Source organism: Ideonella sp. BN130291, from assembly GCF_036231905.1.
Classification (GTDB): domain Bacteria; phylum Pseudomonadota; class Gammaproteobacteria; order Burkholderiales; family Burkholderiaceae_C; genus CAMLIZ01.
Window position 1 is genome coordinate 93869 of record NZ_JAZARE010000012.1, and the last position, 20052, is coordinate 113920.

Genomic DNA, 20052 nt, shown 5'->3' on the forward strand with positions numbered 1-20052 from the left:
TCGCATGTTCGTTGCTTCGAGCCGTGGCCGTCGGGTCACCGGCGGCTTCACGCTGATCGAGCTGATGGTCGGAATCGTCATCGGCCTGCTCACCACGGCCGTCATCGCCCAAGTGCTGTACGTCGCGGAGGGCTTTAGACGCAGCGCATCGTCCGGCTCTGATGCGCAGGTGACCGGAGCACTTGGTCTGTATGCCATCGAGCGCGAGTTGCGCGTTGCGGGATACGGGCTGGCCAGCGCGGCCGACGTGCTGGGATGTACGCTAAAAGCGAAGTACGCGGGTGCCGACATGAACCTGTTGCCGGCCACCCTGACACCGGTGACCATCACTGTGGGCGCGGGTGAAGCGCCTGACACGATTCGCATGATCGGTTTCCAGACGCGGACCGACGCGGCGGGTGGTCGTGGGGCAACGTTCTCGATGCCGACCGCCCTTCTTCCGCCCTATTACGACCCGGCGGACCAGTCCGCAGGTGGCAAGGCATTTCGCTTCCCGGTGACGTCGGTCGTCGGGTTTGCGGCGAACGATCTGGCGGTGGCAGCGGTTCCGAAGGCCACCAGCGAATGTCAGCTGTTCCAGGTGACGTCGTTGGCGGCCGGTGGCTTGATGCGTGACGACGATGCGAAGTGGAACCCCAACGGCTGGCCGACGGTGAAGTATGGTTCCAACGCGATGGTGGTGAACCTTGGCGCCATCCGCGACATCCGCTTCGGCGTGCAGGACGGCAAGCTGCAATCCCGGATCGTGGACACCGGCCTCACCACCGGCGCTGCGCCTGCGCTCGGTGACTGGCAGGACCTGCAAGCCAACATCGTGAACATGAAGGCGCTGTTCGGCAAGGACACCAAGACAGCGGCCGCCTTGGTGCCGCCGACCCGCACGGTGGACACCTACACGTCGGACGCACCCACGGCTGCCGAGTGGCAGGAGCGCCGCGTGATTGCCGTTCGTGTGGCGGTTCTGGTACGCAGTGGCCAGTACGAGAAGGAAGAGGTGGTTGGTGACGATGACCCGGCCTTCTACTGGAACATTGGCTCTGGGGTGACGGTTCCCGCGGGCGCGGTGGACTGCCCCACCGGTGGCGGCAAGTGCATCAAGCTCAAGCACGACTTCAGCACCGACTGGAAGCACTACCGGTACAAGATGTTCGAGACCGTGGTGCCGCTGCGCAACATGGTGTGGTTCTCCTGAGGCGCGCCATGGGTTTTCATCCAATTGCTCGTCGAGGCAGCCAGCGCGGCGCCTCCATGCTGTTTGCGCTGATCGCGCTCGTGGTGTTGCTGCTCGGCGGTGCTGCATTGGTCAGAACGGTGGACAGCGGCCAGCTCGCGCTCGGCAACCTCGCCTTCAAGCAGGACGCCACGATCGCGTCGGCCCAGGGCGCCGACGCGGCCATCGTCTGGATCCAGGCGAATTCCGCCGGCGTCACCTTGCATGCCGACGGCGCGGCGGGCACCGGCTACTACGCGAGCAGCAAGGACAAGCTCGACCCCACCGGCACAGCGACAGCCAAGGACCGCGCCTTGATCGACTGGGAGGGGGATGGCAACTGCGGGGGCGCGGATCCAGCCACCTTCTCGACCTGCAATGTGGTGCCTTCGCCAGCCATCAAGGACGCCAAGACGGGCAATGAGGTTCGCTTTGTCATCACGCGCCTATGCGCCGCTGAAGGCGATCCGGCAGCAGTGGACTGCTCGCGCCCGGCCAAGTCGTCGGGTGGCAATTCGATGGACCGCGGCGCGATCAGCCAAGGCAAGAACAACCATTGGGCGGCCGGAGGTTCCGGCCCCTACTACCGGGTCATCACTCGTACCAAGGGCGCTCGCGACACGGTGAGTTTCACCGAGACGCTGGTGCATTTCTGACGGTGGATGAGAGCGAGGAGCAACAACCATGACGACCCCCTTCATCCCATCGCGCCTGCCAGGTGCCCGTATGCTGGGTGCCGTTGCGCTGGCGTTCGGCCTTTTGCCTGCCACCTGGGCAGCGTCCACGGACATCGCGCAGGTGCCCCTTGTGACGTCGTCGACCGCAGCGGTGAAGCCAAACCTGCTGTTCGTGCTGGACGACTCGGGTTCGATGGGCAACGACTACCTGCCTGACGAGGCGAATTTCGGTTCCAACCAGTACGGCCGAAACAGCTACCAGTGCAACGGGCTGGGCTACAACCCGGATCCTAAAGTCGACTATCCGCTGCCGGTAGATGCGAGTGGCAATGCCCTGGCCAACGCCAGCACCTTGGCTCTGGACCCGGCTCCCACCACCCAGACGACCAGCCAGCGCACCTTGTCGGCGTCCGTCCCGGCGGCAGTGAACATCGTCGCAAGCGGCAGCCTCACAGTGAAGGTCACGACCAGCACACCGAAGTCCAACTGGTACTCGGTGGGCATGGATGTCACCATCTTCAACAATGGCGACAACTCGAAGTACATGACCGCGACGGTCACCGGTTGGGATGCATCGTCCGCTCTGCTTACGGTGGACGTCAAGTCCGCCGTAGGAACAGGAACACTCAGCTCGCCCCGAGTCGGCATTGGTCTGCCCTCATCACCGTACTACTACAAGTACACCGGCACCCAGCCCAAGATGGGATGGTCGTACCCTGGTGGCGTTCTGGACAAAACCACCACGTTCTACAAGGAATGCGCAAGCGTCATCGGCGCCGAGCCGGGCGCGTCGGTGTTCACACTGGTGACGGTCAATTCCGCCTCACCGGATGCGCAGAAGTTCGCCAACTGGCTGAAGTACTACCGTACCCGCATGCTGATGATGCGGTCTGCGCTCAGCTTGGCGTTCAAGCCGATGGACGACAAATACCGCATCGGCTTTAGCACAATCAGCGAAACCGGTGTTGCGGAGGGCTCGGAGTTCCTCGATGTGCGCGATTTCGACGGCACGCAGAAGACCAACTTTTACTCTCGCTTCAATTCCGCGGCCCCCAATGGCTACACGCCTTTGCGCGGAGCTTTGTCGAAAGCGGGCCAATATTTCGCGAAGAGGGCGACTGACCAGTCTTACGACCCGGTTCAGTACTCCTGCCAGAAAAACTTCACCATCCTGGCCACCGACGGCTACTGGAACACGCCCAACGAGAGTGCGACTTACGGACCGTACAAGATGGACGGCACCAACGTTGGCCAGCAGGACGGCACAGGGACTCCCCGGCCGATGCTGGACGGGCAGGCCGTGAAGGTGACAACGACCGAGAAGTGGACCGACAAGACGACGACGGTGACGTTGAAGAGCACGCCGACCACGTCCACCGTCACAACCACGAAGACCACCAAGACCACCACGCCCTACAAGGGCTGGAAGCAGAACGTCTACACGCTGACGGGGGTCACCACGCAGTTCAGTGCAAATCTGGCGCGGTGCTCATCCCTCAGCGGAAGCTCTTGCACGGTCAGCGTGACGACCAGTGCCGCGCATGGGTTCGCCAATGGCAACACCGTTCAGATTTCCGGCGCCACGCCGTCCGTGTACAACGGCAGTTTCGCCATTGCCAATGCCAGCGGCAACACGTTTACCTACACCCTGACTGGGCAGTCCTCCCGACCGAGCAATCCGAGCGGAACCATCACCGTACTGAAGTCGCCGATGGGTTGCCCCGCAAACCAGGGCAAGGTCAGCACGCAGATGCAAACGCGTGACCAGTCGTCGGTGTCCACCCTCACCGAAAAGCGCATCGACAGCACCACAACGTGGTCGGACGTCACCACGACCACCGTTGTCTCGACGCCCAAGACCCACACCATCATCGAGATGGATGGCAAGGTCACATCCGATACCACCACTTCCGGCTCTGCCACGTCCAGCAGCACCAGCACCACCGCCTCGCGCACCGAGCCCACGGTTACCACGAACGACACCAGCACCGCTGCCGGTGCCGACGTCTACACAGCCTGGGTGAATACGGGGGCGCCGACCGTCAGCGGTGGTTGCGTCTCGGCCGTTCCTAGCCCCAACCCGAGCACCCCCACACAGCTCGGCGGCACGACCACGTCCGCGCCTGCCCCGGTGGTGTCCAGCAACACGACCAATGGCTCTACCGTCGGCTCGGCAGTGACGTCGACTGGCACTCCCGTGACCGAGTCGGGTGAAAAGACGGTGACGAGTTCCACGGCGACGGTTGGAGGCTCCTCCGACTCGCTGGCCGACGTCGCGATGTACTACTACAAGACCGACCTGCGCGACGGCGGGCTGTCGAACTGCACCGGCGCGTTGGGGACCAGCGTGTGCGACAACAACGTCACGCCTTCCGGCGAGGACGTCGCCAGCTGGCAGCACATGAGCACCTACACCATTGGTCTTGGCTTGTCGGGCGTGCTGAAGTACGACCCGAACTACAAGACGCAGACTGTCGGCGATTTCTACGACATCAAGCAAGGCACCAAGAACTGGCCACCCGCCGGCCCGAGCGCGACTGCGGCCAACATCGACGACCTCTGGCACGCCGCTGTCAACGGCAGGGGCACCTACTTCAGCGCGTCAGATCCAGTGAGCGTGGCAGCCAGCCTGAGGCAGGCGTTGAACTCGATCGTTGAGAAGGTCGGTGCGGGCTCTGCCGCGGCCACCAGCACGCTGCAGCCGGTGCAGGGGGATAACGCCATCTACGTGGCGCAGTTCACCTCCGGAGCGTGGACCGGCGACTTGCTCGCTTACAAGATCGACCTCACGACCGGCGAAGTGCCGACCACCAAGTTCGATGCGGACGGCAACGTCATCAGCACGGCTGACTGGTCCGCGGCCAAACAATTGGACGCGAAGATTGCCGCCGGTACGGCACGCCGCATCCTCTACCGCTCGGGTACTGCGCTGAGCGACTTCGACTATGCGGGCATGGATGCCGCGCACAAGGGGTATTTCGACAACGTCTGCACCAAGTCGCCGGCGCTCAGCCAATGCAGTGGCATGAGCACTCCGGACAAGGATGTCGCCAATTCCGGCCTGAACCTCGTCAACTACCTGAAGGGCGGTACCTTCCCTGTCTACCGGAGCCGAAAGACAGCCCTGGGGGATATCGGCAACTCCGCTCCTGTGTTTGTCGGGAAGCCTGCATTCAAGTACACCGAGTACAACTACGCGGGCTTCACGTCCACCAATGCGTCGCGTAAGCGCATGGTGTATGTGGGTGCCAATGACGGCATGCTGCATGCGTTCAATGCGGACACGGGTGAGGAGGAGTGGGCCTACGTGCCGTCGATGGTGATGCCCAAGCTGTACCGCTTGGCGGACGTGGACTACGGCCTGTCGCACCAGTACCTGGTGGATGGGACGCCAACAGTGGCCGATATCCATACCAGCGGCGGATGGAAGACGGTCCTGATCGGTGGCCTGAATGCTGGCGGAAAGGGCTACTACGCGCTGGACATCACCGATCCGGATTCGCCCAAGTCGCTTTGGGAGTACACCGACAGTAACCTCGGGTATTCCTTCAGCGTGCCTGTGATTGCAAAGCGCGCGAACGGAACGTGGGTGGTGGTTTTCGGGTCGGGTTACAACAACAACACGGACGGGGGCAACGGTCACGGCCACCTCTACGTGTTGAATGCCTACACCGGTGTGCCGGAGATGACGCCGCTGGATACCGGTGAAGGATCGACTGGCACGCCCAGCGGCCTCGCACGCATCAACGCTTGGGTGGAGTCCGACATCGACAACACCGCCAAGCGCTTTTACGGCGGTGACCTGCTCGGCAATATCTGGCGCTTCGACATCGACGGCCTGCTGAGCTCCGACCATGCACCGAACGTGCACCCGGTGGCCCAGCTCGTGGTTGGCGGCAAGGCGCAGCCCATCACCGTGCAGCCTCAAGTCGCGGAGGTCACGTCAGGCGGCGTCAAGGTACCGGTGGTATTCGTCGGTACGGGGCGCTACCTGGGCACCAGCGACCTGGGCGACAAGGCGGTGCAATCCATCTACGGCATCAAGGATCCGTTGACCGACGCCGGCCTGGGCGATGTGCGGGCCACGGGCACCTTGGTGCAGCAAACGCTCACCGACGCAGTCGATGCGAAGGGCCAGAAGATTCGCAAGATCAGCGGCAACTCGGTCGACTGGCAGGCCAAGAACGGTTGGTACATCGATCTGCCGACGTCCGGCGAGCGGGTCAACGTGGATCTGCAGATCGTCTACAACGTCTTGACGGTCTCCAGCAACATTCCCAGCGCCGACGCCTGCTCTGCCGGCGGCAGCTCCTGGCAGTACCGGCTCGATCTCACCACCGGCAGTGCGCTGCCCGGGGCGAGCGTGGAAGGCATGGCCGGCATGTGGCTGGGCAACAAGCAGATCGTGGGTGCCACCTCGTACCAGTTGCCCAATGGCACGGTGGTGACCGAGAACACCTATGCCGACGGCACCCTGGGCAAGGGGGGTGAGGGCTTCTCACCAGGGACTGCAGGGCCAGCCCGACGGACTTCGTGGCGTGAACTTGTGGACGGGTCGAACTGAGGCGGGGGCGGCACGCCGCGGCCTTCCGGCCGCGCTGTGCGTAGCCGTGTCGTTGTCGGTGCACGCATCACTGATTGGCGTGCTGACGAGCGGGCCGGCACGCCCGGGCGGCGACACCGCTCGGCATGCGGCGCTGATCACCGCCAGACTGCTCACCGCTGCGTCGACCGATGACCTGCGGGGGAATGAGCCCGAAAGGGAGGCTGAAGTAGGTGCTTCCCCGCCCCCCGAGGCGTCCTTACAAGGCACACCAGTACGGACGCTGGAAACGCCGCCGCTCGCGGCCGCGCCTGGCGAGCAACCTCCTGCCGAGCTGGCAACCAGCTCCCCTCCCGGCCCCGCTCTCGAGGCACCAGTGGTGCACTCCGCGGGCAGTGCACGCGCCGGGGATGAGTTTGACGGTTATGTCCCCCGGCCGCTGCTCACCGTGCCGCCGGTCCTTCGAAGTTCAGTGCTTCTCGCCTGGCCGGAGGACATCAAACTGGCGGACGGCCGCTATGCTGCGGTCCTGTCCTTGTTCATTGACGAGGCCGGCATCGTGCGCAGGGTTGAAGTCGAAGATGCGGACCTGCCAGCGGCCTTGGAAGACGTGGCAAGGAGCGCCTTCCTGAACGCGAGGTTCGAGCCCGGCCAAGTGGACGGCAGCATCGTGAAGTCACGCATCCGCATCGCGGTGGAGTTCGAGAGTCGCCCCTCCGCGGCATCCCGCCGATTCTGAGCTCCGGCCCACTGCTCGCCGCTATACCCGGGCGGTTGGTGGCTGCAAGCGGGCAATCCCTTGTGCATGCGACAATCTTCGCGGCCGGTCCTGGCCGTTGAGACGCTGGCCATCGAGCCCGCCCATCGCCCGATGCCCAATTCCCCCCTGATCGACATCGACCACGTCACCTTCGGCTACGACGCCAGCCGCACGATCCTCAATGACGTGTCGTTGCAGTTCCAGCGTGGCAAGGTCACTGCCATCCTGGGCGGCTCGGGCTGCGGCAAGACGACCTTGCTGCGGTTGATCGGCGGCATGTTCACGCCCAACCGGGGCCGAATCCTGTTCGACGGCCAGCCGGTGGACACGCGCGACAAGGATGCGCTGTTCCGCCTGCGCCGGCGCCTGGGCATGCTGTTCCAGTTCGGCGCGCTGTTCACCGACCTCACGGTGTTCGAGAACGTGGCGTTCCCGCTGCGCGAACACACCGACCTTCCCGAGACCATGATCCGCGACATCGTGCTGATGAAGCTCAATGCGGTGGGCCTGCGCGGCGCGGCCGGCCTGCGCATCTCGCAGGTGTCGGGCGGCATGGCGCGGCGGATCGCGCTGGCCCGGGCGATCGCGCTGGACCCGGAACTCATCATGTACGACGAGCCCTTTGCCGGCCTGGACCCCATCTCCATGGGCGTGGCGGCCAACCTGATCCGCCAGCTCAACGATTCCACCGGCGCCACCTCGCTGATCGTGTCGCACGACGTTCAGGAGTGCTTCATGATCTGCGACTACGCGTACCTCATGTCCTCGCAGGGCAAGGTGGTGGCGCACGGTCGCCCGGAGGAGCTCAACGCCTCCGAGCATCCCGAAGTGCGCCAGTTCATCCGCGGTGAACCCGATGGCCCGGTGCGTTTCCACTATCCCGCCCGGCCGCTGGCCGAGGACCTGCAGGTGCCGGCATGACGAACCCGATCACCTGGCTGGGCGCGGGCACGCTCAACTGGTTGCGCTCCCTGGGCGCGGCGGCGTTCTTCTTCCGCGACCTGCTGCGCAACATCCCGGCGGCCCTGCGCCGTTTCGGGCTGGTGGTGGCGCAGGTGCATGCCATCGGCAACCTGTCGCTGGTGATCATCCTGGCGTCCGGCCTGGCGGTGGGTTTCGTGCTCGCGCTGCAGATGTACTACGCGCTGGTGACCTATGGCGCCGCGGAGTCGCTGGGCCTGATCGTCAACCTGGCCCTGGTGCGCGAACTGGGGCCGGTGGTCACTGCGCTGCTCTTCGCGGGCCGGGCCGGCACCTCGCTCACCGCCGAGATCGGCCTGATGAAGGCCGGGGAGCAGCTGTCGGCGATGGAGATGATGGCCATCGACCCCAAGAGCCGGGTGCTGGCGCCACGCTTCATCGGCGGCATCGTCTCCATGCCCATCCTCGCGATCCTGTTCTCCACCATCGGCATCCTGGGCGCCTACGTGGTGGCGGTGCTGCTGATCGGGGTGGATGCGGGCAACTTCTGGTCGATCATGCAGAGCAAGGTCGACGTGTGGCGCGACGTGGGCAACGGCATCGTCAAGAGCGCGGTCTTCGGCGTGATCTGCACCTTCGTCGCGCTGTACCAGGGCTATGAAACCCAGGCCACGCCCGAAGGTGTTGCGTTTGCCACCACGCGCACGGTTGTCATCTCGTCGCTGGGCGTGCTGGCCATGGACTTCGTTTTGACGGCGCTGATGTTCTCCACGCCGTGACCCAAGGGATCAAAGAATGAGCAAAAAAGGAATCGAAACGCTGGTGGGCCTGTTCGTGCTGCTGGGCATCCTGGGGCTGGTGTTCCTGTCGCTCAAGGCCGCCAACCTCGGCAGCTTTGGCGGGGGCGACGCCTACCAGGTGCAGGCGCGCTTCGACAACATCGGTGGCCTCAAGGTGCGGGCGCCCGTGCGCAGCGCAGGCGTCACCGTGGGCCGGGTGTCGGCCATCTCGCTGGACGGCAAGACCTTCCAGGGCGTCGTCACCCTGGACATCGCCAAGGGCTTCCAGTTCCCGAAGGATTCGTCGGCCAAGATCCTCACGGCCGGGCTGTTGGGTGACCAGTACATTGGCATCGAGCCGGGCGGCGACGAAAAGAACCTGGCCGCTGGTGACGTGATCAAGCAGACGCAGTCCGCGGTGGTGCTGGAGAACCTCATCGGCCAGTTCCTGTTCAACAAGGCGGCCGACGCCGGCACGGCAACCGATGCGGGGGCGAAGAAGTGAGGCCTTCAACAATGCCGCGCCGGGCAGCGCGCCTGGTGCTGCTGCTGGCTTTCATCGGGTTGGCCGGCTGCGCCACGGTGGAAGGCCCGCCCCAGCGCCAGAGTGCCGGCCAGAAGCTGGACCCATGGGAGAACTGGAACCGCAAGGTGTTCTCCTTCAATGAAGGGCTGGACGAGCACGTGCTCAAGCCCGTCGCCACGGCCTACCAGAAGGTGGTGCCTTCCTTCATCCGCACGGCGATCCACAACTTCTTCAGCAACGCGGAGGACGGCTGGTCCGCGGTGAACCACCTGCTGCAGGGCAAGGGCCAGTCGGGCTTCGAGATGCTGGTGCGCTTCAACACCAACACCGTGCTCGGGTTTGGTGGCCTGCTGGACATCGCCAGCGAGGCGGGCCTGGAACGCCAGCCGGAGGACTTTGGCCAGACGCTAGGCCGCTGGGGCTTTGGTGCCGGTGCTTACATCGTGTGGCCAGTGCTGGGGCCCTCCTCGGTGCGCGACTCGCTCGCGTTGCCACTGGACCGCAGCGCCACGCCGGCCGTGGTGTTCAAGGACTACGCGGACGAACTCGGCATCCTGAGTGTGCAACTGGTCGACACCCGGGCCAATCTGCTGGGCGCCAGCCGCGTCATCGACGACATCGCGCTGGACAAGTACAGCTTCGTGCGCGACGGCTACCTGGCGCGCCGGCGCAGCCTGGTGTACGACGGCAGTCCGCCTGAACGCGAGGCGGTGGACGATGCGGACCGGGATGCCCCGGCCCATGCCGAAGCGGCCTCCGCGGCCAGCGCGCCCGCTTCGGCGGCCAGCCGGTGAACCGCTGCGCCGCTGGCGCGTTGAACCATTGTGTCGGCCCAGTCTCGAACCGGGTCATCCGCGAACCGGGCACTTCGGTGCCTGGCTTCGTGCAACGGTATGTAAGGAGCAGACCAACAATGTGGATCCAACGATTTTTCTCCGCGCTCGTGGTCACGGGCGCTTTCCTGGGCGCCGGCGCGGCCCGCGCTGAAACCACCCCCGATGGCCTGGTCAAGCAGGTTTCCAACGAGGTGATCGATGCGGTCAAGGCCGACAAGGCCATCCAGGCCGGCGACATCCAGCGCATCAACGCCCTCGTGGACGCCAAGGTGATGCCGCATGTGAACTTCCAGCGCATGACCGCTTCCTCGGTGGGCCGGCACTGGCGCAGCGCCACGCCGGAACAGCAAAAGCGCCTGCAGGACGAGTTCAAGACCCTGCTGATCCGCACCTATGCCGGCGCGCTCACCCAGGTGAAGGAACAGACCACGGTGCAGCTCAAGCCCATGCGCGCGCAGCCCACCGACAACGAGGTGGTGGTCCGCACGGAAGTGCGCAGCAGTGCCGGCGAGCCGGTGCAGCTGGATTACCGGCTGGAGAAGGCGGCTGACAGCTGGCGCGTGTTCGACATCAACGTCGGCGGCATCTGGCTGGTGGAGCAATACCGCAACAGCTTTGCCCAGGAAATCGGCGCCAACGGGGTCGACAGCCTGATCGCCAAGCTGGCCGAAAAGAACAAGAGCGCCGGGGCCGCCAAGCCGGCCAAGAGCTGATCGCTCGCCATGCTGCTGCTGCCTGAAACCGTGACGCTGCGCGAGGCGCAGGACACCTTGCGCATGCTCTCGCAGGCGCTGCAGCGTGATGGTGGCGACCTGCTCACGGTCGACGCGAGTCCCCTGCGCGAGTTCGACAGCGCTGCGCTCGCGGTGCTGCTCGAATGCCGCCGCCTGGCGCAGGCCTGGGGCAAGCGGTTTGCGGTGCACGGTGCGCCGCTCAAGCTGTCCGGCCTGGCCAGGTTGTACGGCGTGGAGGGCCTGCTCGGCCTCGACCTTGCGACGGCGGCCTCGCCTGCTTAGTGCGCGAACGTCCTGTCTCACCGGCAGCGGGCCCGCAAGGGGCCCGTTTTCATTCCGGCTGGGCGTAGCGCTTGGCGCGCAGGTTCTTCTTGATCTCCTGCAGCATGGGCCGCAGCGTCTGCTGGCCCACGCGCAGCGCCACGCCAGTGGTCAGGATGTCGATGATCGTCAGGTGCAGCAGGCGCGACACCATCGGGCTGTAGCGGTCGTAGTCCTCCGGGTGGTCGGCCGCCAGCAGCACCAGGTTGCTGCCCTGCGCCATCTGCGCCAGCGGTGAGCCGCTGCAGGTGATCACGATCACCATCGCGCCCTTGCGGCGGGCGATGTCCACCACGTCGATCAGGTCGCGGCTGCGGCCCGAATTGGAAATCACCACCGCACAATCACCCGGCTGCAGCATGGTGGCGCTCATCACCTGCACATGCCCGTCGCTGCAGGCGATGGCGCTTACGCCGAGGCGGAAGAACTTGTGCTGCGCATCCTGCGCCACGATGCCGGAATTGCCCACGCCGTAGAACTCGATGCGCCGGCCCTTGCGCACCGCCTCGGTCAATGCGCTGATGGCTCGGTCGAAGGCATGGCCGGCCGCGTCGTTGCGGTACTTCAGCAGCGCGCTCACCGCGTTGTCGATCACCTTGACGATCAGGTCGCCGGGTTTGTCGTCCTCGTCCACCGCCCGGTGCACAAAGGGAACGCCCTCGTTCACGGTGCCGGCGAGCTTGAGCTTGAAGTCCGCCAGCCCGTCATAACCCACGCTGCGGCAGAAACGCACAACCGTCGGCTTGCTGACATGCGCCCGGTCGGCCAGCTCGCTCACCGGCAGGCTGGCGAAGGTGCGTGCATCGTTGAGCACCAGCTTGGCCACACGCTGTTCGGCCGGCGGCAGCGCCGGGATCGAAGCGCGGATGCGGTCCAGCATGCTCATGGCAGCGCCCGCGTGCCGGCGGCCGGTGCGCTCACTGCTCTTCGTCCCAGGCGAAGCCGTCGCGGGCGACCAGCGCGCTGGCGGCAGGCGGGCCCCAGCTACCGGCGGCATAGGGCCGCGGGCCGCCGCTGTCGCGCTCCCAGGCTTCCAGCACCGGCTCCACCCAGCGCCAGGCCTGCTCCTGCTCGTCGCTGCGCACGAACAGGTTCAGCCGGCCGGCGATGGCGTCCAGCAGCAGGCGCTCATAGGCGCCCACGCGCTCCGTCGGGAAGGCCTTGTCGAAGTCCAGGTCCAGCTTCACTGGCGACAGGCTCTCGCTCTGGCCGGTGCCCTTGGCCGCCAGCAGGTGCAGCTCCAGCCCATCTTCCGGCTGCAGCTTGATCACCAGCTTGTTGGCCTGCGCGGCGCCCGGGAAGATGGGGTGCGGCACCGGGCGGAAGTTGACGACGATTTCGGCGTCGCGCGCGGCCAGGCGCTTGCCGGTGCGCAGGTAGAACGGCACGCCGGCCCAGCGCCAGTTTTGCACCTCGGTGCGCAAGGCGACGAAGGTTTCGCAGCGGCTGCCGGCTGGCACCTTCACCTCATCCAGGTAGCCAGGGACCGGTTTGCCGTCCACCGTGCCGGCGCGGTACTGGCCACGCACCACGTCGCGCTGCACGCTTTCGTCGGTGAAGGGCCGCAGCGAGCGCAGCACCTTGAGCTTCTCGTCGCGGATGGCGTCGGCGTCGCTGGTGGAGGGCGGCTCCATCGCGATCATCGTCAGCAGCTGCAGCGCATGGTTCTGGATCATGTCGCGCAGGGCGCCGGTGCGGTCATAAAAGTCGCCCCGGGTGCCCACGCCGATGGCCTCGGCGAGCGTGATCTGGATGTTGGCGATGCTCTCGCGGCGCCACAGCGGCTCGAACAGCGCGTTGCCGAAACGCAGCGCCATCAGGTTTTGCACCGAGGGCTTGCCCAGGTAGTGGTCGATGCGGAAGGCCTGCTGCTCGCTGAACACCGAGCGCACCACGCGGTTGATTTCCTGAGCGCTCTGCAGGTCGTGGCCGAGCGGCTTTTCCAGCACCACGCGGATGTGCGGCGCGTTCAGGCCGGCGGCGCCCAGCTGCTCGCAGATCTGGGGGAACAGGTGCGGGCTGGTGGCCAGGTACAGCACGACGGTGTCGGCATTGCGTTCGGCCAGCCACTCTTTCAGCCGGGTGTAGTGCTCCGGCTGGGACAGGTCCATGCGCCGGTAGTGCAGCAGTTGGGCAAAGCGCTCGAATTCCTCGTCGCTGGGCCGTTTGGGCGTGTCCACTTCCTGGAAGCGGTCCTTCAGCCAGCTACGGTATTTGTCGTCGGACTGTTCATCACGCGCGACAGCGAGGATGCGGCCGCCCGGCGGCAGCTTGCCGTGGCGGAAGGCCTGGAACAGGGCCGGCATGAGCTTGCGCCAGGTGAGATCGCCGGTGCCGCCAAAGAAGACGAGGTCGAATGACATGTCAGATGTGCTGGACGTGTAACTTAGTTTCTTCTGGAATGATGCCCAAGTTTCTTCTGTCGGTCAACGGCAACCCGCATGCCGGCCGCAGGGCTAGGATGGCGCTTGCAGCTAGGGAGGTGGGCACATGGTGATGGCTCGCTGGGCACTCGCAATCAGCTTGTTCATCCCCGCCGGGGCGCAGCCCCAGGAGGGGCAGCTGAACGTGATCTGCTGCGTGCAGGCGGAGTGGTGCAGCATGGCGCAGACGGTGTTCTCGCGCACCACCGGCGTCAACGTCCGCATCGTCCACAAGGGCTCCGGCGAAGCGCTCGCCCAGCTGGTGTCCGAGCGCAGCAATCCCAAGGCCGACCTCTGGTTCGGTGGCACGGGCGACCCCCACCTCGAAGCCGCGGAACAGGGGCTGACGCAGGAATACCGCTCACCCCAGCTGCCCCAGCTGCATGGCTGGGCGCAGGCGCAGGCAGCGCAGTCCGGCTACCGCACGGTGGGCATCTATTCCGGCCTGCTCGGGTTTGCCTACAACCCTGAGGTGCTGGCCCGACGGAAGCTGCCGGTGCCCCACGCCTGGGCCGACCTGGTGAGGCCGCACTACCGCGGCCACATCCAGGTGGCCAGTCCCGCATCCAGCGGCACGGCCTACACCATGGTGGCCACGCTGGTGCAGCTGATGGGTGAGGAGCGTGCCTTCGCCTACCTGAAGGCCCTGCATCGCAACGTGGCCGTGTATCCCCGCACTGGTGTGGCGCCGATCAAGGCGGTGGCGCGCGGCGAGGCGGCGGTGTCCATCAGCTTCCTGCACGACGGGCCGGGCGAAAAGCTCAACGGGTTTCCGGTGGAGACCACCGTGCCCATCGAAGGCACCGGTGCGGAGATCGGCTCGATGTCCATCGTGAAAGGCGCACGCAACCTCGCCAACGCCAAGCGCTTCTACGAATGGGCGCTGTCGCCCCAGGCCCAGCAGTTCGCGGCGGCGGCCAAGCAGTTCCAGCTGCCGTCCCACCGGGCCACGCCGGTGGATCCGCTGGTGCCGGACTTCCGCAAGGTCAAGCTCATCCCCTACGACTACGCACGCTACGGCAGCGCTGCGGAGCGCGCCCGCCTGATCGCGCGCTGGGAAAAGGATGTGATGCAGCAGGCACGCTGAATGCACTGGTAACCGGTTCGGACCCGGGTGTGCGCCCGCTCGGGTTCTAATGCGGCCGCAACCCTTGTCCAACCCCATGAACCAGCTCGACCAGCTCAAGCAATACACCACCGTGGTGGCCGACACCGGCAACTTCAAGCAGCTGGCGGCCTTTGCGCCGCGCGACGCCACCACCAACCCGTCGCTCATCCTCAAGGCGGTGCAGCAGCCCGACTACGCGCCGCTGCTCACTGAAACAGTGGCCGCCCGCAAGGACAAGCCGCTGGAATCCGTCGTGGACGAGGTGCTGGTGCGCTTCGGCCTGGAGATCCTCAAGGTCGTGCCCGGCCGGGTGAGCACCGAGGTGGACGCGCGCTTGAGCTTCGACACCGCCTGCACCATCGCACGGGCCAAGCGCCTGATCACGCTGTACGAACGCGCCGGCATTGGCCGCGAGCGGGTGCTGATCAAGGTGGCCGCCACCTGGGAAGGCATCCAGGCGGCACGCGCGCTGGAGCACGAAGGCATCCACTGCAATCTGACCTTGCTGTTCTCCTTCTGCCAGGCCGTGGCCTGCGGCGACGCCGGCGTGACGCTGATCTCGCCCTTCGTCGGTCGCATCTACGACTGGTACAAAAAAGCCGCCGGCCCGGCCTGGGACGAAGCGGCGAACGCTGGTGTCAACGATCCCGGTGTGAAGTCGGTGACGCAGATCTATCGCTACTACAAGAAGTTCGGCATCCCCACCGAGGTGATGGGCGCGAGCTTCCGCAACATCGGGCAGATCCATGCCCTGGCCGGTTGCGACCTGCTCACCATCAGCCCCGAGCTGCTGGCCCAGCTGCAGGCCACCGAAGCACCGCTGGCGCGCGCGCTGAGCCCGGATCCGGCGGAGTGCGCCGGGGTGCACGCGGTGATGTTCAACGAACCGGCCTTCCGCTACGCCCTCAACGACGACGCGATGGCCAGCGACAAGCTCTCCGAAGGCATCCGCGCCTTTGCCGCCGACGCGATCAAGCTCGACAAGATGATCGAGGGCCTGAAATGAAACCCCCACGCTCACTTCGTTCGCTGCCCCCCGAGGGGGCCGCTCAGTACCTTCGGAACGGCCGGGCGGTACTGAAATGAGCGGCCACTGGAACGACGCACCTCGTTGCGACCGCACCGTGGCCTGGACCGGCCTGCGTGGCCACTACGAAGCCCACGGGCGCGACTTCGATCTGCGTGAGGCCTTCGCGCGCGACGCGGCCCGCTTCGAGGCCTTTGCCGTCGACGCGCCGGCCGTGTTCGCCGATCTCTCCAAGAACCGCTGGGACCTGGCGACGCGCCGCCTGCTGCTGGAGCTGGCACGCGAATGCCGGCTGGAGGCGCGGCGCGACGCCCTGTTCGCGGGCGAGCCGATCAACGTGACCGAAGGCCGCGCGGTGCTGCACACGGCACTGCGCGCGCCGCGCGGTGCTGGCCCGCACAGCGCCGAGGTGCACGAGGTGCTGGACCGCCTGCTCACCTACGTGGAGCAGGTGCGCGACACGGCGGCCAGCGGCATCCGCCATGTGGTGAACATCGGCATCGGCGGCTCCGACCTGGGGCCGCAGATGGCCGTGCCGGCGCTGGACGCCTTCACCCATCCGCAGCTGCGCTTCCACTTCGTGTCCAACGTGGACGGGCACGACATCGCGCCGGTGCTGCGCCAGCTCAAGCCCAGCGAGACGCTGTTCATCATCGCGTCCAAGACCTTCACCACCCAGGAGACGATGGCGAACGCCGAGGTGGCGAAGGCCTGGTTCCTGGCCAACGGCGGGACCGACACGAACAAGCACTTCGTGGCGACCACCACCAACGTTGAAGCGGCCGCGCGCTTCGGCATTTCCACCACCTTCGGTTTCTGGGACTGGGTGGGCGGCCGGTACTCGATGTGGTCGGCCATCGGCCTGCCCATCGCGCTGGCCATCGGCGCCGATAACTTCCGCAGCCTGCTGGCCGGTGCGCACGCGATGGACGAGCACTTCCGCAGCGCGCCGCTGGAGCGCAATCTCCCGGTGCAACTGGGCCTGCTGGACCTGTGGTACCGCAACTTCCATGGCTTCACCAGCCGCGGCGTTGCGCCCTACCACCAGGGCCTGAAGCGGCTGCCCGCCTACCTGCAGCAGCTCGAAATGGAGTCCAACGGCAAGTCGGTGGACCTGGCCGGCGAGCCGCTGCCGTACGCCACCAGCCCGGTGGTCTGGGGCGAGCCCGGCACCAACGGCCAGCACGCCTTCTTCCAGATGCTGCACCAGGGCACCGACGTGATCCCGGTGGAGTTCATCGCGGTCAAGCACGCCACCCATTCGCATGCCGACCTGCACACCAAGCTGCTGGCCAACTGCCTGGCGCAGTCGCAGGCGCTGATGCTGGGCAAGTCCACCGAACAGGCGGCCACCGAACGCGCGCCCACCGCGTCGAAGACGCTGGATGCGCAGACGATCGCGCGGCACCGCACCTTCCCGGGCAACCGGCCCAGCACCACGCTGGTGTTGGACAGGCTGGACCCGCATGCGCTGGGCGCGCTGGTCGCGATGTACGAACACCGCGTGTTCGTCAGCGGCGCGCTGTGGGGCATCAACAGCTTCGACCAGTGGGGCGTGGAGCTGGGCAAGGCGCTGTGCAACGACCTGCTGCCGCGGCTGGCTTCGCGCGACGTTCAGGGCCTGGACGCGTCCACGGCGGGGCTGCTGCAGCGGCTGGTGAACTGATGGCAGTGGTGTTCGACCTGGGTGCCGTGGTCTTCCGCTGGCGCCCCGAAGTGCTGTTGTCGCGCGTGCTGCCGCACCGGGCGCCCACACCGCAACATGCCGGCCCCCTGGTGCGCGACTTCTTCCAGGAGTTCTCGGGCGACTGGGGGGAGTTCGACCGAGGCACGCTCGACGTGCCCGAGCTGGTGCGCCGCATGTCCAAGCGCACCGGCTTGTCGCCCGACGAGGTGGAGCGGGTGGTGCTGGCGGTGCCTCAGGAGCTGGAGCCGATACCGCTGACGGTGGCGCTGATCGAGCAGCTGCGGGAAGCCGGGCACACCACCTACTACCTCTCGAACATGCCGGCTGACTACGCCACGCATCTGGAGCGCACTTATCCCTTCGGCACATGGTTCCGCGATGGTGTGTTCTCGTCCCGGGTGCGACTGATCAAGCCGGAGCCTGCGATCTACCGGTTGGCACAGGAACGCCTGGCGCTCCAGCCGTCGGAGACCTTGTTCATCGACGACTCGCCACGCAACGTGGTGGCGGCCCGGGTGGCGGGCTGGCAGGCGCTGCACTTCACCAACGCCGAGCAGCTGGCTGCGGACCTGCGCTCCGGCGGCTGGTTATGAGCTGCTGAGCGGGCTGCCCGGGGTGCGGCGCGAGCGCGCGCGGCGCCACTGCCGGGTGGACGAGAACCCGGCCAGGTCACTCGCCTTCTGCACCGTCGCGCCTTGCTGCAGCGCCTGCTGCGCCAGCGCGGTGCGGATGCGCTCCACGTACTCGCGCGGTGAAATGCCGGCCTGCTCGCGGAACAGCCGTCCCAGGTGGCGCGGCGTGACATGGGCCACCTGGGCCAGGGCGTGGGCGCTCCACGCCCGCCCCGGGCGCTCGCACACCGCGTCCTGCACCCGGTGCACCGCCGGGTGCAGGTGGTTGCGCCAGGCGAGCAGGGGTGAGAGCTCAGGGTCGTCCGGCCCGCGCCGCAGGTAGACCACCATGTCGCGTGCCACGCCGGCGGCCAGCGCGTTGCCGCAGGTGCGCGCCACCAGATGCAGCGCCAGGTCGATGCCGGCGGTGATGCCGGCGCTGGAGGCCACCGCGCCGTCCACAACGAACACCCGGTTATGGCAGACCTGCGCGGCGGGGGCCAGCTGACTGAGCGCTTCGAGCAACTCATGGTGGGTGGTGCAGCGGCGCCCGGCCAGCAAGCCGGCATCGGCCGCCAGGAGGCCACCGCTGCACACGGTGACCAGGCCCGCGCCCGCGCGGTCGCCGGGGCCGGGCAGGGTGGCGGCAAGGTGTGGCGCCACCACCTCGCCCAGCCATTGGCGAGTCGCCAGCCAGGCCGGCGACGGATGGGCGGCACGCTCGGCGGCTTCCGCGCCGCCCCCCGGCAGACCCATCAGTACCACCCAGCTGGGTGCGTCCAGCACGCCGGGCAGCGGCGCCAGGCCGCTGAGCAAGGCGCCCACCGAGCTGTCCGCCTCCGGCTCGGGGCCGATGAAACGCAGGCGGAACGCAGGTGCCAGGCCGCGCTGCTGCGCATGCCGGTTCGCCAGCCTGAAGGCCTCTGCCGGACCGGCCAGGTCCAGCAGCAGGGTGCCGGGCAGCATCACGAACAGCAGGTCGATCACGGACCGCATCCTTGCGGCTTGAACACGCGCTCGGTCGACGCAGGGTGGCGGGCGAGTGCCGCAGCCGGGCGGCGCGGCCGCGGCAGCAGTTCGCCGCCGCAGTTGGGGCAGCGGCCCTTCAGGCGACCGTCGGCGCAGGGGGCGCAGAAGGTGCATTCGAAGGAGCAGATGCGGGCCTGGTCCGAATCGGCCGGCAGGTCGCGGTCGCAGCACTCACAGCCGGGGCGCAGTTGCAGCATGGTGCTCCTCCTCGGTCAGCGCGCGCGGTCCAGCGCCTGCTCCACCGTGCACAGGGTGGCGAATCGGTCCACCAGCACCGTCTCGGTCCGCTCCTTGATCTGGGCCGGTGTCAGCGTGGCGCCGGCGGGCGTGCGCATGGCGAAGGTGAGGGTGGCTTCGGTGATGTAGTCCACCTCGTAGCCTTCGTCGCTGGCGTGGCGGGTGGTGGTCTCGCAGCACTGTTCGGTGCGGATGCCGGCCACCATCAGGCGGCGGATGCCATGGGTGTGCAGCCACACCGGCAACTCGCTGCCCACCAGCGCGCTGTGGCGGTGCTTTTCCATCCGAAGGGCCGCATCGAAGGGCGCCAGGCCATCGAGCGCCCGCACCAGCCCGCTGGCCGGGGAAAAGGGGTTGTCGGCGGTGTGCGGCGGATCGGTGTGGAACACCTGCACCACCGGGATGCCGCGCGCCGCGCAGCCGGCGACGAGCGCGTTGCAGCGCTCCAGGAAAGCCGGCAGGTCAGCGTCGGACCAGTAGGGGCGGGCGCGGAACGATTGCTGCACGTCGATGAGCAGGAGGGCGGTTTGCATCAGGGGCTCCGGGGTGAAAGTGCCCTCATGGTGCGCCCCGCCGGTCAGTGGGCCAACGCCCGCGGCGGACCCATGGCGGTCATTTCAGGA

19 protein-coding genes are annotated in these 20052 nt (G+C 66.8%); 14 read left to right on the top strand and 5 right to left on the bottom strand.

Features of this window, described 5'->3' with window-relative positions; genetic code table 11:
• The first annotated feature begins 4 nt into the window (after nucleotides 1-4).
• The 10 genes from VPH43_RS23195 (at nucleotide 5) to VPH43_RS23240 (ending at nucleotide 11268) form a co-directional block, all read left to right on the top strand.
• Nucleotides 5-1192, top strand: a complete 1188-nt coding sequence (locus VPH43_RS23195) for a PilW family protein (protein ID WP_328580143.1) — start codon at nucleotides 5-7, stop codon at nucleotides 1190-1192.
• A gap of 56 nt (nucleotides 1193-1248) precedes the next feature.
• Nucleotides 1249-1866, top strand: coding sequence for a pilus assembly protein PilX (locus VPH43_RS23200; protein ID WP_328580144.1), 618 nt, complete (start codon nucleotides 1249-1251; stop codon nucleotides 1864-1866).
• 28 nt (nucleotides 1867-1894) lie between these two features.
• Nucleotides 1895-6451: a pilus assembly protein gene (locus VPH43_RS23205; RefSeq protein WP_328580145.1), complete on the top strand. Its 4557-nt coding sequence runs from the start codon at nucleotides 1895-1897 to the stop codon at nucleotides 6449-6451.
• Nucleotides 6452-6497: 46 nt separating this feature from the next.
• Complete coding sequence (locus tag VPH43_RS23210; protein WP_328580146.1) at nucleotides 6498-7169, top strand: energy transducer TonB; 672 nt, start codon at nucleotides 6498-6500, stop codon at nucleotides 7167-7169.
• A gap of 132 nt (nucleotides 7170-7301) precedes the next feature.
• Nucleotides 7302-8111, top strand: coding sequence for an ABC transporter ATP-binding protein (locus VPH43_RS23215; RefSeq protein ID WP_328580147.1), 810 nt, complete (start codon nucleotides 7302-7304; stop codon nucleotides 8109-8111).
• The gene (gene mlaE / locus VPH43_RS23220) at nucleotides 8108-8890 is read left to right on the top strand and encodes a lipid asymmetry maintenance ABC transporter permease subunit MlaE (RefSeq protein ID WP_328580148.1); all 783 of its coding nucleotides are present in this window, start codon (nucleotides 8108-8110) and stop codon (nucleotides 8888-8890) included. The genes VPH43_RS23215 and mlaE overlap by 4 nt, the downstream gene beginning before the upstream one ends.
• Before the next feature lie 16 nt (nucleotides 8891-8906).
• Entirely contained in the window at nucleotides 8907-9395 is a 489-nt protein-coding gene (mlaD, locus tag VPH43_RS23225) for an outer membrane lipid asymmetry maintenance protein MlaD (protein WP_328580149.1), read from the top strand.
• Nucleotides 9396-9406: 11 nt separating this feature from the next.
• Entirely contained in the window at nucleotides 9407-10210 is an 804-nt protein-coding gene (locus VPH43_RS23230; RefSeq protein WP_328580150.1) for an MlaA family lipoprotein, read from the top strand.
• A 119-nt stretch (nucleotides 10211-10329) separates the two neighbouring features.
• A complete protein-coding gene (locus VPH43_RS23235) occupies nucleotides 10330-10965 on the top strand; it encodes an MlaC/ttg2D family ABC transporter substrate-binding protein (RefSeq protein ID WP_328580151.1) in 636 nt (211 codons plus the stop codon).
• A 9-nt stretch (nucleotides 10966-10974) separates the two neighbouring features.
• Nucleotides 10975-11268: an STAS domain-containing protein gene (locus tag VPH43_RS23240; RefSeq protein ID WP_328580152.1), complete on the top strand. Its 294-nt coding sequence runs from the start codon at nucleotides 10975-10977 to the stop codon at nucleotides 11266-11268.
• A 49-nt stretch (nucleotides 11269-11317) separates the two neighbouring features.
• Here VPH43_RS23240 and VPH43_RS23245 read toward each other — a convergent pair whose 3' ends face one another.
• On the bottom strand, nucleotides 11318-12187 hold the full coding sequence (locus tag VPH43_RS23245) for a MurR/RpiR family transcriptional regulator (protein ID WP_328580225.1): 870 nt from the start codon (nucleotides 12185-12187) through the stop codon (nucleotides 11318-11320).
• A gap of 37 nt (nucleotides 12188-12224) precedes the next feature.
• Nucleotides 12225-13670, bottom strand: a complete 1446-nt coding sequence (gene zwf, locus VPH43_RS23250) for a glucose-6-phosphate dehydrogenase (protein WP_328580153.1) — start codon at nucleotides 13668-13670, stop codon at nucleotides 12225-12227.
• Nucleotides 13671-13803: 133 nt separating this feature from the next.
• On the opposite strand from zwf, the gene VPH43_RS23255 reads away from it, so the two are divergent.
• The 4 genes from VPH43_RS23255 to VPH43_RS23270 all read left to right on the top strand — a co-directional run bounded on the left by VPH43_RS23255 (nucleotide 13804) and on the right by VPH43_RS23270 (nucleotide 18145).
• Complete coding sequence (locus tag VPH43_RS23255; RefSeq protein ID WP_328580226.1) at nucleotides 13804-14817, top strand: ABC transporter substrate-binding protein; 1014 nt, start codon at nucleotides 13804-13806, stop codon at nucleotides 14815-14817.
• A 76-nt stretch (nucleotides 14818-14893) separates the two neighbouring features.
• Nucleotides 14894-15844, top strand: a complete 951-nt coding sequence (gene tal / locus VPH43_RS23260) for a transaldolase (protein ID WP_328580154.1) — start codon at nucleotides 14894-14896, stop codon at nucleotides 15842-15844.
• Between the two features lie 76 nt (nucleotides 15845-15920).
• Entirely contained in the window at nucleotides 15921-17531 is a 1611-nt protein-coding gene (pgi, locus tag VPH43_RS23265; RefSeq protein WP_328580155.1) for a glucose-6-phosphate isomerase, read from the top strand.
• A complete protein-coding gene (locus VPH43_RS23270) occupies nucleotides 17531-18145 on the top strand; it encodes an HAD family hydrolase (RefSeq protein WP_328580156.1) in 615 nt (204 codons plus the stop codon). The genes pgi and VPH43_RS23270 overlap by 1 nt, the downstream gene beginning before the upstream one ends.
• Here VPH43_RS23270 and VPH43_RS23275 read toward each other — a convergent pair.
• The 3 genes from VPH43_RS23275 to VPH43_RS23285 are packed head-to-tail and all read right to left on the bottom strand — an operon-like array spanning nucleotide 18140 to nucleotide 19962.
• Entirely contained in the window at nucleotides 18140-19159 is a 1020-nt protein-coding gene (locus VPH43_RS23275) for a GlxA family transcriptional regulator (RefSeq protein WP_328580157.1), read from the bottom strand. The genes VPH43_RS23270 and VPH43_RS23275 overlap by 6 nt on opposite strands.
• Nucleotides 19147-19389, bottom strand: a complete 243-nt coding sequence (locus VPH43_RS23280; protein WP_328580158.1) for a DUF1272 domain-containing protein — start codon at nucleotides 19387-19389, stop codon at nucleotides 19147-19149. Before VPH43_RS23280 ends, VPH43_RS23275 begins: the two co-directional genes overlap by 13 nt.
• 15 nt (nucleotides 19390-19404) lie before the next feature.
• Nucleotides 19405-19962, bottom strand: coding sequence for an isochorismatase family protein (locus tag VPH43_RS23285; RefSeq protein ID WP_328580159.1), 558 nt, complete (start codon nucleotides 19960-19962; stop codon nucleotides 19405-19407).
• Between the last annotated feature and the right edge of the window lie 90 nt (nucleotides 19963-20052).

Coding starts and splice junctions, on each gene's coding strand:
- VPH43_RS23215 (WP_328580147.1), top strand. CDS start 7,302: ATGCCCAATTCCCCCCTGATCGACATCGACCACGTCACCTTCGGCTAC.
- VPH43_RS23275 (WP_328580157.1), bottom strand. CDS start 19,159: ATGCGGTCCGTGATCGACCTGCTGTTCGTGATGCTGCCCGGCACCCTG.
- pgi (WP_328580155.1), top strand. CDS start 15,921: ATGAGCGGCCACTGGAACGACGCACCTCGTTGCGACCGCACCGTGGCC.
- VPH43_RS23230 (WP_328580150.1), top strand. CDS start 9,407: ATGCCGCGCCGGGCAGCGCGCCTGGTGCTGCTGCTGGCTTTCATCGGG.
- tal (WP_328580154.1), top strand. CDS start 14,894: ATGAACCAGCTCGACCAGCTCAAGCAATACACCACCGTGGTGGCCGAC.
- VPH43_RS23205 (WP_328580145.1), top strand. CDS start 1,895: ATGACGACCCCCTTCATCCCATCGCGCCTGCCAGGTGCCCGTATGCTG.
- VPH43_RS23200 (WP_328580144.1), top strand. CDS start 1,249: ATGCTGTTTGCGCTGATCGCGCTCGTGGTGTTGCTGCTCGGCGGTGCT.
- VPH43_RS23255 (WP_328580226.1), top strand. CDS start 13,804: ATGGCTCGCTGGGCACTCGCAATCAGCTTGTTCATCCCCGCCGGGGCG.
- VPH43_RS23285 (WP_328580159.1), bottom strand. CDS start 19,962: ATGCAAACCGCCCTCCTGCTCATCGACGTGCAGCAATCGTTCCGCGCC.
- zwf (WP_328580153.1), bottom strand. CDS start 13,670: ATGTCATTCGACCTCGTCTTCTTTGGCGGCACCGGCGATCTCACCTGG.
- VPH43_RS23240 (WP_328580152.1), top strand. CDS start 10,975: ATGCTGCTGCTGCCTGAAACCGTGACGCTGCGCGAGGCGCAGGACACC.
- VPH43_RS23245 (WP_328580225.1), bottom strand. CDS start 12,187: ATGCTGGACCGCATCCGCGCTTCGATCCCGGCGCTGCCGCCGGCCGAA.
- VPH43_RS23235 (WP_328580151.1), top strand. CDS start 10,330: ATGTGGATCCAACGATTTTTCTCCGCGCTCGTGGTCACGGGCGCTTTC.
- VPH43_RS23270 (WP_328580156.1), top strand. CDS start 17,531: ATGGCAGTGGTGTTCGACCTGGGTGCCGTGGTCTTCCGCTGGCGCCCC.
- mlaD (WP_328580149.1), top strand. CDS start 8,907: ATGAGCAAAAAAGGAATCGAAACGCTGGTGGGCCTGTTCGTGCTGCTG.
- VPH43_RS23280 (WP_328580158.1), bottom strand. CDS start 19,389: ATGCTGCAACTGCGCCCCGGCTGTGAGTGCTGCGACCGCGACCTGCCG.
- mlaE (WP_328580148.1), top strand. CDS start 8,108: ATGACGAACCCGATCACCTGGCTGGGCGCGGGCACGCTCAACTGGTTG.
- VPH43_RS23195 (WP_328580143.1), top strand. CDS start 5: ATGTTCGTTGCTTCGAGCCGTGGCCGTCGGGTCACCGGCGGCTTCACG.